Raw genomic sequence first — 14,029 nt, 5'->3', positions numbered from 1 at the left:
GACGCTTCCCCGGTGGGGACGGAACGCATTAAAACACATAATAAATATGATGCATCATATTTTACGCTACACTTGCCCTTACCAATGAACAGGGAACCCGCCATGACCGATCAACGTACGCTGCTTCTCACCGGTGCCAGCCGGGGCATCGGCCACGCCACCGTGAAACATTTCAGTGCTGCGGGTTGGCGCGTGTTTACCGCCTCGAGGCAGGACCTGGGCGAAGGCTGCCCCTGGGCCGAAGGCATCGCCAACCACATTCACCTCGACCTGGGGAGCGTGGAGGACATACAGCGCAGGCTTCCGGAAATCCGGGAAAAACTCGGTGGGCGGCTGGATGCGTTGGTCAACAACGCCGGCGTTTCACCCAAAGGCCCGGATGGGGAGCGACTGGGGGTGCTGGAGTCCGACTACTCGACCTGGCTGAACGTGTTCAACGTGAACATCTTCTCGACCGCCCTGCTGGCGCGGGGGTTGTTCGAGGAGCTCAAGGCGGCAAAGGGCTCGGTGATCAACGTCACCTCCATTGCCGGTTCGCGGGTGCACCCGTTCGCAGGGGTGGCGTATGCCTGCTCCAAAGCGGCGCTGTCGGCGCTGACGCGCGAGATGGCGCATGACTTCGGGCCCTATGGGGTTCGGGTGAACGCGATCGCCCCGGGGGAGATCGACACCTCCATCCTCTCCGCTGGCACCGAGCTGATCGTGGAGCGATCGATCCCGATGAAACGCATGGGCAAGCCCGAGGAGGTCGCGGCGTTGGTGCATTTTCTCTGCACGCAGGGCGCTTCGTACGTCAATGGCGCAGAAATCCATGTAAACGGTGGGCAACATGTTTGAGTTACTCGATAATCGCTGCCGGTAGCCTCCCCTCTCCCGCCGGGCCTGCGCCGCACACGAGTACGCGATGAATTATCCGATTGAGCACCTGAAACACTCCTACCTTGGCAGCGGTATCTATGGCCTGCTGCGCGAAGCCCTGATTACAGGGCGCTTCCAGCCTAACGACCGGCTGCGCATACGCGACCTTGCCGAACAGCTGGGTACGAGTGTCACACCAGTGCGGGACGCGATTCTTCAACTGGCAAAGGAGCAGGCGCTGGTTCTGAAGACACCGCGGGACATTCGTGTGCCGGTACTGACTTCCAAGCAGTACCTGGAGATCAGGAGCATCCGGCTCTCGCTCGAGGGGTTGGCGGCCGAAACAGCTGCATCGCTGGCGACCGAGGAGCAAGTGGCGCGGCTGCAAACCTGCATTCAGAACAACCTGGTGGCGATCAAGGACAATGACTTGAGGTCCGCGCTGACCTTCAACCACGAGTTTCACTTCAGGTTGGCGGAAATCGCCGATATGCCGGTGCTGGTCAGCCTGCTGGATGGGTTGTGGATGCGTACCGGGCCGCTGATTGCCCGGGCCTACGGCGGGTTCAACGAGCGCATGGCGATTGATCATCACTGGGATGTGCTGGAGGCGTTGAAGCAGCGCGATGGTGCGGCGGCTCGCCTGGCGATCTGCAGTGACATTCTGGATGGGAGCCAGAAGATGCTGGAGTATGTTCAGATGGAGCATGACTGAAGGGGCGTGGTGCTGGCGATAACTCGGCATGCGACAGGCCGCATGCTGCAAGTGGCGCCGCTGGCGTTCTGAAACCGATTCTCACCCCTGTTCCGGCGTCCTGCCGACCGAAAAAATCCCCCTCCCCGTGCAATTCGTCGCCTCGGCTCGCCGTGCTCGCCCGACTGGATTACTGTATATGCAAACAGTATCCATATGGTGGCGGAAATGACCCAAGACATTGAAGACCTTGACGGCTTCGGAGCGCCCACTGAGCTGGAGATGTGGAAGCACCAGGTGGTGCTCATTACGAATGAGGCCGAATACCTGACCCGAGAGCCGGGCAAGGCGCGCAGGAACATTGCCAAGCTTGTGGCGATGAACCAGGGGCTGACGAAGGACCTGCACGACCTGCAGCTGAAATCGACAGGGCGAGTGCTCCCCACGAGCTGCGCACTCAGTGGCAGCCCGGCAAAGGAAATCGCGGAACTTCATAAAAACTCATAAGGCGTGTCGTCACCGTAAAACTTAGTGGGAAAGGCAGGAAACTTACACGGTGCACGACCCCATTAAAGTGAGAGCGAAACTTTTTTGAACAAGAAATAAATTGTAACAATGACCTGTTGAAATATTTTAAATACCAGGAACCCAACCTTTATTGACCAAAAAATGTGAAGCCGTGCGTTTTTATAGCTGGATGGAAACCCAGTTCAATAAAACCTCACCCGATGGTAACGTATGCTTTCGCATTGCTCAGAATAATAAAAAACACGAGCAAACTTGTTGGTTGAATAAAGGATTAACGAATGACTATCGAGCGAGAGATTTTCTCGGCCCTTATCGCGCAGAACGCATTTCAAGGTGAAAAGCCAAGCGTACAAAGCTACGCCCAGCTAGCCGTAGACAAGGGTTTCAGAGCGCTTACGTCAAGGCAGCAGGCGGTGGTGAGCCCCTTCCTGAAGAAACAATGCGAGGGGATGAGAAAACCAAACGAAAAACACAACAACTGCCAAAACACGATAGCCGGTCGTGATCTGGTTGCAGCGCTTGAAAAAGCCGAAAGTTACAAGGGATGGCGCTGCGAAAGCTGCCGGAGTGCATCTTAAAAACCAGAAAGCACCGTAAAAAGAGTAGCCCTCCAGAAAAGCTGTAAAGTAAAAAACACTATTGCACTCGCTACTCCTGACTGTTATTGCAGCAGGCCGCCATGGCCTGCTCGCAAGTTTTTCTTTTTAGGCCCTGATCAGCCCACCCGCCAATCGTCGTTCACTCGTCACGCACCTGAGCGCCTTGAAAAAATAGTGCACGAAACAGCCCGATTCTTTTGCGCGGCTAACTTTTTCAGAGAGAAAATAATTGTCTATCTATCAGGCAGCACTGCTGGTTGTGCGCCGGGTCATCGCTTACGGTGAGGCCAGCATCCTCGACAGCGATTCGGTGCGGGCGGGCTGGCACTCGTAGCCAGACCAATTAGGCTCTGTCTGAAAAAAGGTGTCGTATACACCGCATGACACAAGCCAGCGAGACCATCGCGCCATAACTTTTTGCGAGCTTGTCGAAGCGTGTCACGACTCGTCGGTTCTCTTTTAGCCAGCCGAACATGCGCTCGATCACGTTACGCTGGCGGTACTTGGGACGATCAAACAGGCGGGGCAATCCAGGCTTGGGTTTACGCTTCATCGAACGCAAAGGAATAACCGGTTGCATGCGGTATCGGTCACAAAAACGCCGCAGTGCATCAGCGTCGTAGCCCTTGTCAGCCAAAAGCCAACGGCAGCGCTTGCGAGGTCGGCCGCGTTTGCTCGACTGGATACAGACGTCATCCAGCAATGGCTGTGCATAACTGATATCGCTGACTTGACCGCCAGAAAGGAGAAAGCGCAGGGGCACGCCGTTGGCGTCGCAGAGCATATGAATCTTGGTGGTGAGGCCACCGCGGCTGCGGCCTAGAGCGTGATCAGCGGGTTCATCCGGCCCCCTTTTTTACCTGCACCTGACGAGGCGCGGGTTGCACGGACAGCGGTTGAATCGATCATCCAGGTCTGCAGGTCAATGAGCCCTTGATCATTGAGTTTGAGATGTAATCGCTTGAGCATCTGATCGAATGTTCCTCGGTTTCGCCAAACGCGAAAGCGGTGATAAACCGTCCGCCAGGGTCCAAAACACTCGGGCATGTCCCGCCAAGCAGCACCTGAGCGCAACAACCACAGCACGCCATCTAGCATCAGACGATCACTTGATCGTGGCCTGCCTCTGGTGTGGGTTGGGGTGAAGAGATCCGCGACCACATCCCATGCTTCATCCGAAATCTCGTAGCGCTTAGCCATCACAGGAGTCCTTTCCATAGATGGCTGAAAACCTTACAAAATCTCAGCGTTCGCGGCGCGTTAGTTCAGTTTCTCCGAATTTCAGACAGAGCCTAGGTACCCTCTCCCCAACTCCCTGTATGCCCTTGAAATCAAAGCTCTCAAACAACCTCTAGCCCAACGATTCCGGGCCCTGCCGAGGCAGCGCCCCACCCTCGCTAAGCATGCATTCAACTGCACACTTGCTAACCCCATCGAAATCATTGGATTACGACTGTCCGAACAGGTGAGATGACAGTAGGCCTTCTGTCCCGCTCAATCTCCCAGGGTATGGCTCTCATGGCGGCAACGCTTGGCGATGGCCACCTCACTGGTCGCATTGGTGTCAAAACCCGGAAATTTAGCTTTGACCAGCTGGTTCAGTTTTTTTAGGTGCGCTTCCCCTTCATACACCCCGCTCCGGAAGTTCTCGTGAGCCTCCCTAGCGTCAGGGTACCGATAAATGTCTCTCTTGCTGTCGAATTTCTGCAGTTCTTCATTTGAGCATTCGTGAAAGTACTCATCCTGCGACAGGGCCTTGCTGAGCCCGGCGAATAGGCCCTCCACTTCAACCTCCAGCTCCAAGTCGTTCAGATGGAAGTGGGCGGACTCCACGACCCCCTGAATGCCGTGGTAGTAATAGAGCACAGGCATGTAGATGTACATCGACTTCCCGTAATCGAAGAAGAGGTCTAGGGTGTCCATGTCAAAGGATGAGAAGAATGCCTCAATGACCTCCTTGTCCGCAGCCAATGCAGGATCTACCTTGAGCGCGGACTTGCGATCCACGTACCAATTGATGCCGATGACCACCACGCCCAGCCCCAGGATAATCCAGCCTGCTGTGCCATCAGAGGGCGTCGCCTGAATACCGGTATAGCGCGAAAACAAGGCTCTCAGGTAAGGCTCCCAAAATGGCGCCGATATCATTGCCAGTCCCGCAATGACCAGCTTCTTCGAGAGCCATTTACGCGGTTCCGGCAAGAACCAACGCTTCGCAAAGTCCCAAGCTTGTTGCCTATCCGTAATCATCTTCCCTACCCGTCTGCCATCAGAGCCCGCTCACCCGTTGAGGCAGAAGCCCAAGGCGCGGCATTGTGCCATGACGAACGGAGAATGCTGCAAGCTAACACAAGAACAAACACGCACATCTCCTACAGGCATGCGTAGATTCAGAGGATGATGGGTTCAGCTAGAGCGCTTGCACATGAAATCTGACAATTGCTATTCTGCAGATCAGGGCCTGGAGCCCAGGTCACCGTACGCCGCCCTGCTGCGTGGGAAAGTACGGTGCAGTAGCCGCCAACCACATTACTCCCGTGGCCAGCCCGGCTCGCAGCAAGCCCAGCAAAGCGCGTCAGATCTGCAAAGGTCTAATCTCTAAGGTGCTTATACGGCCATGACAGTGGAGCTAATGTCATGAGTTTTTCTGCTGAATCCATCCTGGAAACCTTCAAAGACACGAAGGTGGCGGATGCGCCAAAGCTTAAGCACACTCAGTACCTCAACTACCTAGCCAAACGCTTGGGGTATGAGGACTACAACCACTTTAAAGGTTGCGTCAAAACCGCCCCATCCGATCGCATCGGTCATTTCTACATGGGTCTGATGCAGAAAATCTGTGCCCTGCGACTGCCGAAGGAAGGCGTCGACCACGTGCGCCTGAATGATTGCACGTGGACGTCAGTCGGCTTTGACTCGTACTTCATTGGCTGGGACAAGCGCGGACGCGAGGTGCGAGTGCCGACTCCCGGTCATGGCACGCTGAGCGCCATGGACTTCCGCGAGATTTTTGATGAACCGCTGTACGTCATCGAGACTGAAGCGGAGTTTCACGCTTGGCAGTTGAAATGGGGCTCGTTCGCCTTGGTGCCTGTGGACATGGCCAAGTCCAGATTCCCGTCGCTCTTCAGACAGCAATCCAAGGTTGTCGAAAACCCACCAATCGCCAAGATCGAACGTCGTGTCCAGCGTGAGCTGAAGGACAAAGGACTTATATAAAGCCTTTCACATGGGCGGGGCACTCCCGCCCATGTGAGGTTGATCAGACCGACACCGCACTTCTTATGCGGCTAGCCGCGATCAACCCCACTCTAAAACTCAGCCCGCCTTGATCGTCTTTTTTATCGATTCAAGTGCATAACGCAACAATGGCCTAGAGCCTTTATCCAACTCAGGCTCAAGAAGAATAAGACTTTCAATATTAACTAAAGCGAAAAACCTCTCTCCTGCTTTAACTACTTCTTCAATAGTAGCAAGCTTGTGATCTAATCCTTGCCCCCACCTTGCAAATTCACGCTTGAATAAAGACGAAGATCCCGAGAGTGATTGATCGTCAAGCCTGTCTAACTCCGAAACTTTATTCAGGACATCCTGCCTGAAAATTTGATGCAGATCGAACCTCCAAAAGAGTAGTCCTTCCAAGGAAGCAACCTGTACAACTTTCGTGGGCCGCCGGCGATCAAACCATTTTTCAAATGGTTCCACCTCGCCTCTTTCATCCTCTTTGGCCTCATGAAAATGCAAGCCTTTTGCTTCAGCCTTACTCATTGGCACCGGCTTGGTCAGGGCCGGCTTGTCGAGTTTTGCACGCTCGACAATCAATCTTGCTAACTGGACATGGGCTTTGTTACATATCATTTTCAGCTTAACGACCGTGTTAGCTCTTACGTGCAAGTCCTCAAGTTTAGGACGAACGAGTTCGATTTTTTCTTTAAGATCAAGAATCAATGAAACGTTGCGTATTTCATTTTGCTTCTGAACAAATATTGCCTTCTTAACTTTGAAGCTTTCGCCAAGATGCTTTTTGCCGCAAACGTTACCTATATTAGTTTCCAGTCCATCAGTGGTTAAAACCAGAAACCCCCGCATATGCGGAGTGCGGCAGCCTTGAATGCCGCACTGAATCATCTTCGTATCAGGAAACGCATAATCACCGAGTATATCGAGAAGTTCTCTTCCGCTGTTTTCGCCGAAGTCTAGAAACTCTCGGTAATTCTCACGCTCCTTAAGATCTTCCGCGCTAGTTATAAGCGTTGACATTCCACTCATCCTTGGCTGCCGTCAGTAAGTAGGTTAAAGCATTTGGGGTGGTTTTGTCAGGGCGCGGAATCAATTCGCTACTACTGAACTGAGCTGGCTCGACTTTCGCCCTACCTTGGGTGGTTTCACCACGGCCAGCGTCATGCAGCCCCCATCGAGGCATTCATGGAATCGACAATCGTTAGCGGACAGCGGAAAGGTCAACTCGGGCGCGGCCTGGCCCAGCGCGAGCTTCATTGCCTGCTCGCTGTTGCCCAGGGCATGACCGCGAAAGAGATCGCCCGCTCAATCGACATTGCACCGGGCACGGTCACGAAGCGGCTGTCGGCGGCGATGTTCAAGCTCGGCGTGCAGCGCCGCGCCGCGATGGTCGCTGAGGCATGAAGCGCCAGATCATCAGCCCGATGTGCTTCGTGATCGTCGCATTGATCGCCATGCACTCACTTTCTGCTGGTGGCGGCAACTCAATGCGGCGCGACCGCCGGCCCCTGAACGACGCATTGCCCAAGTTCGCGTGCTGCGCCGCGCCGAGGCCTACGAACTGCACTCATAGGTGGCCGCTGCCTTCCCAGCGGCGAACAACGGAGGATGCCGCCATGTAACCGCCAGCCCTTGCCGGACCGCCACATGCGGCCTCGGTAGCTCACGTGAGGTGGTACTTACTGAGCGAGCCCGGTACGCCGGCTTTTTCTTGCCCGTCCCTTGGAGCTCTCCATGCACCCTTCCATGCAGCAGCACGTCGACGGCCTGGCCGCGATGCGTGCCCGAACCACCCTGCCGCCGGCAAACCTGCACGTCATTCTCGGCCTAACCGCGCCGGCCCAGTCAGTGCGCTACCAGCTCGTCGCCAAGGACAAGGCCTACCACATCATCGAGCGCTCCACCGGCAAGACTCGGGTGTTCTGCTTCAACTACAAGGTCGCGGTCAACCCCGCCCAGGCGCTGATCGCAAGGCGGGTCGCCAATGAACATCGGCAGCCCTATTCCCGGCCCACGGCTGCAAGTAAAGGCCGTCCTCAGCGCGCAGATCGATCAGTTCTTCGCGGCAGGCCGGCGCCCCGTAGTGATCCCTTCCGGCGTGAGCGGCGAATGCTGCGGCATGAAGACGCACCAGCGCAAGCAGCGCGCCGCGCGTGACGCAGCGGCGCCCATGGTGCGCGAGTTGGCAGCCCAGGGCTTGAATGCTCAGGAGATCGGCGAGGCGATGCAGACCAGCCACACGCGCATCAGGCTGATCGCCCAAGAGAACAGCATCATCCTCGGCGGGTCGGCATGATCCGGCGAGTACTCAACCGCGCACGGCACGGCTGGCGCCAGCAGCAGATCACTTTGTCGCCCAGCGGCTTAGGAGGTACCGGCCATGGCCGAGAAGAAGACGGGTTCAGCGAAGCACTCAGCGGATTACCGCGAGAGGAAAAAGGCCGAGGCCGAGCGCCGGGAGTTAGAGATCTTGCCAGTGGAGTCAGCTGCTGGGACGCGTGCCGACATGGCCAAGGCGATGAAAGCTCACGGTTACACCCAGTTGCAGGAGCTGCTGCAGGACCTGCACTGGGCGTTCATTGCTGTTGACCATCGAGAGCAAGCGCGCCGCCTGAAAAAGCCTGACGCGCCAGCTTTAAGATATCTAAAAAACTAGCACGTCAGTTTGAAGAAGCCAGCGTCGCCGAGCTAAGACGCGATCCTGGCGACGAAATTGTCAGCACACGCGGAGTTGCTCGTAAAGCGGCACTGTCGAGGATTCTACAGCCTCATCCTTTGGGTGTCCCCTTAGAATGCGATGCAACATATCATATCGCTATAAGGTCAAGAACTTTAAGATTAACTTGATGACATAGGTCGAGAATAACACCTGAGTCGATTCCATCAGGCGTTTCAATAGAAAGATTCACGCAAGAGCTAAATACAGTTCCAGACTTATGATGAGATCCCGCTCGATCCCTTATCAAGCAGTTAGGGTGCGCTCTCATCAACGAGTTTTTGAATCTATCTACAGCCTCTCCCGACTCAACAACCAGCATAAGCTTATGATTCTTTCGGGTCAACCTATCAAACTTATCCCCCGCGAACCTTAAATCGCCCAACAACGATTCGATATTATCAAGGCGCTCAATAAGTATTGTTTTCGCATCGCCCTGATCAAGCGACTCAAGCAATACTCGATTTTTTCTCACTCGGGTCACAGGATTATCTGAATCGGTGCGCACCATCGCACCTTCAATTGCAATACGCAACGCCGGAGTCAACTCAAATACTCCACGCATATCGTTCGTGTAAAACACGGTTCTTTCATCTGAAATGTCAAACGGTAGCTTAGTGCCACTTTCAGCGATTGCTACGACCGGAAGCCCCGTGCAGTGCCTGACGGCCAGCTCGTACATCACATTCGGATTAAGCTCAGACAAATTTGCAATTACTAACTCAGCAGTGAGGATATGCTCAACGACTTGCCGAGTAATTGAGCCGGTTAAAGATATTTCGTGTGCGACGTGGACATCAAAAGCCATCTCAGCAAGTAGGGGCTTAAGCACAGAGCTAATAAGGCCATCAGCCGCTCTGCGAATTGAAGACTCGCTCGAACCAATAGGTGTAACTATAAAACAATTCTTGTTCTTTTGAATCTGCGCTCCAGTCTCAGCGGACTTAGCGGGTCGTTCTTTGGTCACTTTTCGAACATCCAAATTTAGTTTCAGTAAATATACAGAACCGGGTGGCGTTTGGCCATCATCCCGGCATATCTACTCAGCCGATCTTAATGCCAAATCCTCAAAAACCTATTGTCTTGGCGGGGCGCTGCCCGCTGGAGTGAACTATGAGCACATTCGCAGTCTTCGGCATGACCGCCGACGTAGCGCTGGCTGAGGCCAGGAAGATCAGCGAGACGACCAGGCCAAGCGGGAAAGTCGCCCCCCCCCCTTGGGCTCACCCTTGCCGAGTGGAATGAGGCCGTTGAACAGCGCGCCGCAGCGATCATGGCCGGCGAAAAGGTGAAGCAATCGAGCCAAATGTTCGATGCCCCGCAGTACCTTGTTCCGCCCGAACTATCGCCCATTGCATCCGTCGATTGTCTATAGAGAATCGATTGTAGAAGCCCAACAACTGCACACTTGCAGCGAATCTGCCAGGCATGATTCCGTCCAAAATGAATGTAACATGCTTGCTTTCGAGAATTTCCTGTTCGTTTTTCGTAAGGTGATCGCCCCTCAACTCTGGAAAGTTAATATCTGGCAGGCCCTCCATCTTAAACTTATTGCCGAGTTCTCCAGAGACTGAAGAACTCTTCCACAACGCGCTTCTCCAAAACTCCAATAGTTTTTACGGTTCCGGATAGGATTCCGTCAACCAAGGACCCGAAGCAGTCTTCAGTCTGCTTTGCAATTCCAGTCTCGGCACTCTGGTCCCGCACCCGTTCACGCAAAAAAAATGGATTTCCTGGAGCCAAATGGAGAGCCTTCCCCAGTTTTCTACTGAACACTTGAACAGCACCTTCAGGATTGCAGAAGCGCCGTATCCCCGACTTTGGGAACACATGCTGGTCGACTGTCAGTCTGTGAGGGCTCTCCGTCTGCGTTTTTTCTAACTTCATGCTCTTTCCTGAAAGTAGAAACTTCCGACTATCCCACAGCCCAGTTTTTTCAGGTATCCCCATGACCACAGCAATCGACCTGTTCGCCGGCCTCTGGGGATGGAGCACCAGCGCGCGCGCCGCAGGTGTCCAGGTTCTCTGGGCGGCAAACCACTGGCCTGTGGCCGTTGAGTGGCACAGCGCCAACCACCCGAGACGCAGCACGTTTGCCAGGACCTTCACCAGGCGCGCTGGGAGCAGGTGCTGGCGCACGACATCCTACTCGCCTCGCCCTGCTGCCAGGGCAACGCCAAGGCCCGCGGCAAGAAGTCAGGGAACCCCGAGCATGACGCCTCTCGCTCGACATGGGCGCCGGTACCGGCTCTGGAATTCCACCGGCCGCAGGCGGCAGTGATCGAGAACGTACCGGAGTTCACCGACTGGGTGCTCTACCCGGCCTGGCTACAGGCGGTTCAAGCGCTGGGATATCAGGCGGCACCGCACATCGTGGACTGCGCCGACCTAGGCATGCCACATGCATCGCGTACGCCTGTTCATGGTGCTGACCCGCAGCAAGGCTGCCGCTGATGCTTCAGCTACCGCAGGATCGGCATGTGCCGGCCAGCAGCTTCCTCGACTTCGATGCCGGGCGCTGCTCACAAATCGAGAAGCCAGGTCGGGCCCAGGCCACGCTCGACCGGGTACGCAATGGCCGAGCGCGGTTCGGCGATAGGTTCATCATGCCCTACTACGGCAAAGGCTCCGGCACGCCAGGCCGGGACATCAATCGGCCGATCGTCACGATTGCCACTGTGGATCGCTGGGCGCTGGTCGGTGGCAACCGGATGCGGATGCTCAGTGCTGACGAGGGTCTGGCCGCGATGTCATTCCCGATCGACATCCTGCGCCCGGACAACCACCGGCTGACCATGCACATGGCGGGCAACGCAGTTCCACCACTTGCAGGCCAGCTGGTGATTGAAGCCATGCTGAAAGCGGCTTAGACCAAGTTGCCAGCGATTATGTCATTGATGAGCGGAATTTCACCGCTTCCTTGGTGCCTGCGTAACCAATCCCTTGCAATGTCGACGTTGAACCTCAACTTGTTTTTCTTCATGAGATCAAGCGCGGTGTTGCTGATCTTGTATTCGCCGCATTCAGGGCACGCCAACCGCTGATGATCACCAGTCGGATCAAGCTTTGTTGATTTGGCCTGGCAGATAAAGCATTCCATATTTAAGTCCTCCTTAATGAGCTAATGACTGTAGCCGATCCGGCGAGGTATCCCCATGCCCACAGAAAACCGACGAGTAACACCGAACAGATGGTCAGCGTGCCGCGCATTGACGCGGAATTGATGGCCGAGCCCTCTGCGCCAAAGGAGCGCATTTCTATCCGCCGTCATGAGGCAATGTTCCGCACGCGCCTACTTCTCGCCCAGCCGGGCGCCCAAGTTTGCCAATCGGTAGCCTGCTAGGCTCAGGCGGCGCCAGGTTGGAAGTATTGCCAGCAGCACAAGCTCTACATGCTGCGCGAGCCCACCGAAGTAACCAGCGACGACGTGTTGCGCTGGATGGATGAGCATGCAGCCGCCCAGAAGCAGGATGGGCCATTGTCAGAGCTTGAGATGTTGCGCGCGGCAGTCAAAGAGTTGGAAGCTCTGCGGGATGCACGAGTTGACGAGAAACTGGCCCATCACCAGGGCGAGCCGGTGTCGTTGCCTGAGCGGGCCTGTGAAGACTATCCGGAGGGTGCCGGACTTCATTTTGGCAAGGGCTGAAACGCATGCCTCGACGAAATCGCCAAGCTGGGGCCCCTCTACACCCGACCAGCTCCAGCGGTACACCAGGGCGAGCCGGTGCACATCGTTCGTTCCCACGGGTCTTGCTGCTGGGAGGATGCAAGAGGCGAAGGCCTGGATATCTGCTTGTCCATGCCGAAGGAATACGAGGTTCGCACGCTCTACACCCACCCCGCCGCTGGCGAGGTTGAGCGGGGGTATTCGCACGAGGCGGTGCAGTCGAAAACGACACCCTGCGCGCCCAGTTGGCCGAACGTGATGCGCTTCTGCGCGACATCAGCGATGCACCTGGCGGCAGCAGCTTCTGGAAGCACATTGAGACCGCCCTATCCGCCAGCGCAGAGCCGAGCGCTCGCCGCGCCGTGGTTGCCTCAAAATTCCCCAACGTGGTCAAGGTGCCCAAGGAGCTGATGCCGTGGTCGCCCTCGCCTGCATGGCCTACGCGATCTACAAAGGTCGCGTAGGCTACGGGCGGTGGGAAGGTAGCGCAAATCTACGGGGTCACGTGGCGATACGTCTTGACTATGGAACTAGAATCTTGCATACAGCGCAAAATATTTTGAGAGCTCGAGATGGACCTACGACAACTAAACCTAAAAAATAAGTTGATCGAGTCAAACATAGTTGCAATTTCAATAATTTTTGCAAGCATGTGGATGACTCTAATATCTCCAATCATAATAGGCTTATGCATTAGCAAACTTTTCTCCACCGACAACAAATTTACGTTTCTAGAGGGCGGTTTTGCAGTCATTGCTGTCGTAGCCCACTTGATCCTGGCACTTATATTATACAGGGGCGGATCAAGGCACATAAACTCCATCGAGATCGACAACATTTCAGATGAGAATGAGCATCTTAAAAAGGATGTCATCCCAAAAGCCAAAGAGCTTTATCTTGCCGCCACAACCCAGCAAAGTGTTATTTACCTTATAACACTGGAACTAGAGTCCATAATATCCGAAATCAACAGAAAGCCTAAAGACTACCCACTAGTAAAAAAGTGGGAGGACTCGCAAGAAGGCCTAGAGGCCATGTTAGGACATCTCGCACACCATAGAACCCCATTGTTCGGTTTCACTGGTGACAGTATGTACAACATGGCACTCTATTTGTATGATAAAGATGATAAAGACCTGTGTATCATTTGGCGTATGCATGATGACAGGATGACTACATCTAATCGAAGATGGAAGCCAGGCTATGGGCACGTTGGGTTAGCCTTTGTGCAACAAGAAGCAAAGATTTGTCATGACATTTTTGAAAGCACCGAGCTAGCCAACTCCTCAACGAGCGACACCTCAGACAAAGAAAAATATAGATCATTCCTTTCAATCCCAGTTAAAGACTACTTTGGCAATGATGATGGAAAAAAACCATTGGGCGTGCTAGTATTTACCAGTAGTAGCGCAGGCCAGTTTAACTGGGAGCGAGATAAGTTCTTCACGCTTACGATAGCCAAGCTACTATCTATATACATCGAGCGAAATGTCACAGAATGGTCAGGAGCGGAACATGAGCAAAGCTAAAGATAGCAAAAATCTCGCAGACGCTCTGACTTCCTCACCAAAGAAAAATGAGGGCGTCACATCTGTGAGCTTGAGCTTTGAGGGCTATTTAGTTGAAAGCTCCAAACGTAAAAACTCTTATTCCTCAGATTGGCTAGAAGCGGAGATCGAAAAAAGCAGTTCCTACTTCACAAAGGAAATATACAGCCAAGAGTAAAT

General features: G+C 54.5%; 15 protein-coding genes and 2 pseudogenes. 12 read left to right on the top strand and 5 right to left on the bottom strand.

Annotation, left to right across the window (positions count from 1 at the left end; translation table 11 throughout):
• Window positions 1–102: 102 nt before the first annotated feature.
• The 4 genes from JZZ72_RS02265 to JZZ72_RS02250 all read left to right on the top strand — a co-directional run bounded on the left by JZZ72_RS02265 (window position 103) and on the right by JZZ72_RS02250 (window position 2,658).
• Window positions 103–837 carry an SDR family NAD(P)-dependent oxidoreductase gene (locus tag JZZ72_RS02265; protein WP_043861035.1) on the top strand — a complete coding sequence of 245 codons (735 nt, stop codon included), beginning with the start codon at window positions 103–105 and terminating at the stop codon, window positions 835–837.
• A gap of 67 nt (window positions 838–904) precedes the next feature.
• Complete coding sequence (locus JZZ72_RS02260; RefSeq protein ID WP_043861034.1) at window positions 905–1,573, top strand: GntR family transcriptional regulator; 669 nt, start codon at window positions 905–907, stop codon at window positions 1,571–1,573.
• A 207-nt stretch (window positions 1,574–1,780) separates the two neighbouring features.
• Window positions 1,781–2,059 carry a hypothetical protein gene (locus JZZ72_RS02255; RefSeq protein ID WP_210013989.1) on the top strand — a complete coding sequence of 93 codons (279 nt, stop codon included), beginning with the start codon at window positions 1,781–1,783 and terminating at the stop codon, window positions 2,057–2,059.
• Window positions 2,060–2,358: 299 nt separating this feature from the next.
• Entirely contained in the window at window positions 2,359–2,658 is a 300-nt protein-coding gene (locus JZZ72_RS02250) for a hypothetical protein (protein ID WP_043861032.1), read from the top strand.
• Between the two features lie 364 nt (window positions 2,659–3,022).
• Here the strand turns inward: JZZ72_RS02250 and JZZ72_RS02245 are convergent.
• Together JZZ72_RS02245 and JZZ72_RS02240 are read right to left on the bottom strand one after the other, a co-directional pair.
• A protein-coding gene (locus JZZ72_RS02245) for an IS5 family transposase (protein ID WP_408004333.1) occupies window positions 3,023–3,879 on the bottom strand; the annotation gives its coding sequence in 2 pieces (ribosomal slippage) (window positions 3,023–3,531 and window positions 3,531–3,879; 858 coding nt in all).
• 294 nt (window positions 3,880–4,173) lie between these two features.
• Window positions 4,174–4,929, bottom strand: a complete 756-nt coding sequence (locus JZZ72_RS02240; protein WP_210013987.1) for a hypothetical protein — start codon at window positions 4,927–4,929, stop codon at window positions 4,174–4,176.
• Window positions 4,930–5,316: 387 nt separating this feature from the next.
• Here JZZ72_RS02240 and JZZ72_RS02235 point away from each other — a divergent pair, with 387 nt between their 5' ends.
• Window positions 5,317–5,898, top strand: a complete 582-nt coding sequence (locus tag JZZ72_RS02235; protein ID WP_210013986.1) for a hypothetical protein — start codon at window positions 5,317–5,319, stop codon at window positions 5,896–5,898.
• 99 nt (window positions 5,899–5,997) lie between these two features.
• On the opposite strand, the gene JZZ72_RS02230 is transcribed toward JZZ72_RS02235, so the two are convergent.
• The gene (locus JZZ72_RS02230; protein WP_210013985.1) at window positions 5,998–6,939 is read right to left on the bottom strand and encodes a hypothetical protein; all 942 of its coding nucleotides are present in this window, start codon (window positions 6,937–6,939) and stop codon (window positions 5,998–6,000) included.
• Window positions 6,940–7,104: 165 nt separating this feature from the next.
• On the opposite strand from JZZ72_RS02230, the pseudogene JZZ72_RS02225 reads away from it, so the two are divergent.
• From JZZ72_RS02225 to JZZ72_RS02215, 3 genes and pseudogenes are all read left to right on the top strand, one after another.
• Window positions 7,105–7,492, top strand: a pseudogene (locus JZZ72_RS02225) (response regulator transcription factor).
• A gap of 411 nt (window positions 7,493–7,903) precedes the next feature.
• Window positions 7,904–8,215 (top strand): hypothetical protein, encoded by a 312-nt coding sequence (locus JZZ72_RS02220; protein ID WP_210013984.1) that lies wholly within the window; start codon window positions 7,904–7,906, stop codon window positions 8,213–8,215.
• A gap of 84 nt (window positions 8,216–8,299) precedes the next feature.
• Complete coding sequence (locus JZZ72_RS02215) at window positions 8,300–8,575, top strand: hypothetical protein (RefSeq protein ID WP_210013983.1); 276 nt, start codon at window positions 8,300–8,302, stop codon at window positions 8,573–8,575.
• A 151-nt stretch (window positions 8,576–8,726) separates the two neighbouring features.
• On the opposite strand, the gene JZZ72_RS02210 is transcribed toward JZZ72_RS02215, so the two are convergent.
• Window positions 8,727–9,602, bottom strand: a complete 876-nt coding sequence (locus JZZ72_RS02210; protein ID WP_210013982.1) for a hypothetical protein — start codon at window positions 9,600–9,602, stop codon at window positions 8,727–8,729.
• A gap of 981 nt (window positions 9,603–10,583) precedes the next feature.
• Between JZZ72_RS02210 and JZZ72_RS02205 the strand changes: the two are divergent.
• Window positions 10,584–11,505, top strand: a pseudogene (locus tag JZZ72_RS02205) (DNA cytosine methyltransferase).
• Here the strand turns inward: JZZ72_RS02205 and JZZ72_RS02200 are convergent.
• Window positions 11,502–11,735, bottom strand: a complete 234-nt coding sequence (locus tag JZZ72_RS02200) for a hypothetical protein (protein WP_210013981.1) — start codon at window positions 11,733–11,735, stop codon at window positions 11,502–11,504. The pseudogene JZZ72_RS02205 and the gene JZZ72_RS02200 overlap by 4 nt on opposite strands.
• A gap of 291 nt (window positions 11,736–12,026) precedes the next feature.
• Between JZZ72_RS02200 and JZZ72_RS02195 the strand changes: the two genes are divergently transcribed.
• From JZZ72_RS02195 to JZZ72_RS02185, 3 genes are all read left to right on the top strand, one after another.
• On the top strand, window positions 12,027–12,281 hold the full coding sequence (locus JZZ72_RS02195; protein ID WP_210013980.1) for a hypothetical protein: 255 nt from the start codon (window positions 12,027–12,029) through the stop codon (window positions 12,279–12,281).
• A gap of 593 nt (window positions 12,282–12,874) precedes the next feature.
• Window positions 12,875–13,831, top strand: coding sequence for a GAF domain-containing protein (locus JZZ72_RS02190; RefSeq protein ID WP_210013979.1), 957 nt, complete (start codon window positions 12,875–12,877; stop codon window positions 13,829–13,831).
• The gene (locus JZZ72_RS02185; RefSeq protein ID WP_210013978.1) at window positions 13,818–14,027 is read left to right on the top strand and encodes a hypothetical protein; all 210 of its coding nucleotides are present in this window, start codon (window positions 13,818–13,820) and stop codon (window positions 14,025–14,027) included. The genes JZZ72_RS02190 and JZZ72_RS02185 overlap by 14 nt, the downstream gene beginning before the upstream one ends.
• Window positions 14,028–14,029: the final 2 nt, after the last annotated feature.

The organism is Pseudomonas palmensis, from assembly GCF_017848315.1.
Taxonomy (GTDB): Bacteria; Pseudomonadota; Gammaproteobacteria; order Pseudomonadales; family Pseudomonadaceae; genus Aquipseudomonas; species Aquipseudomonas palmensis.
The sequence above is the reverse complement of the archived record's forward strand: the minus strand, read 5'-3'. Positions and strand labels throughout refer to the sequence as shown.

Coding starts and splice junctions, on each gene's coding strand:
- JZZ72_RS02265 (WP_043861035.1), top strand. CDS start 103: ATGACCGATCAACGTACGCTGCTTCTCACCGGTGCCAGCCGGGGCATC.
- JZZ72_RS02260 (WP_043861034.1), top strand. CDS start 905: ATGAATTATCCGATTGAGCACCTGAAACACTCCTACCTTGGCAGCGGT.
- JZZ72_RS02255 (WP_210013989.1), top strand. CDS start 1,781: ATGACCCAAGACATTGAAGACCTTGACGGCTTCGGAGCGCCCACTGAG.
- JZZ72_RS02250 (WP_043861032.1), top strand. CDS start 2,359: ATGACTATCGAGCGAGAGATTTTCTCGGCCCTTATCGCGCAGAACGCA.
- JZZ72_RS02240 (WP_210013987.1), bottom strand. CDS start 4,929: ATGATTACGGATAGGCAACAAGCTTGGGACTTTGCGAAGCGTTGGTTC.
- JZZ72_RS02235 (WP_210013986.1), top strand. CDS start 5,317: ATGAGTTTTTCTGCTGAATCCATCCTGGAAACCTTCAAAGACACGAAG.
- JZZ72_RS02230 (WP_210013985.1), bottom strand. CDS start 6,939: ATGTCAACGCTTATAACTAGCGCGGAAGATCTTAAGGAGCGTGAGAAT.
- JZZ72_RS02220 (WP_210013984.1), top strand. CDS start 7,904: ATGAACATCGGCAGCCCTATTCCCGGCCCACGGCTGCAAGTAAAGGCC.
- JZZ72_RS02215 (WP_210013983.1), top strand. CDS start 8,300: ATGGCCGAGAAGAAGACGGGTTCAGCGAAGCACTCAGCGGATTACCGC.
- JZZ72_RS02200 (WP_210013981.1), bottom strand. CDS start 11,735: ATGGAATGCTTTATCTGCCAGGCCAAATCAACAAAGCTTGATCCGACT.
- JZZ72_RS02195 (WP_210013980.1), top strand. CDS start 12,027: ATGCTGCGCGAGCCCACCGAAGTAACCAGCGACGACGTGTTGCGCTGG.
- JZZ72_RS02190 (WP_210013979.1), top strand. CDS start 12,875: ATGGACCTACGACAACTAAACCTAAAAAATAAGTTGATCGAGTCAAAC.
- JZZ72_RS02185 (WP_210013978.1), top strand. CDS start 13,818: ATGAGCAAAGCTAAAGATAGCAAAAATCTCGCAGACGCTCTGACTTCC.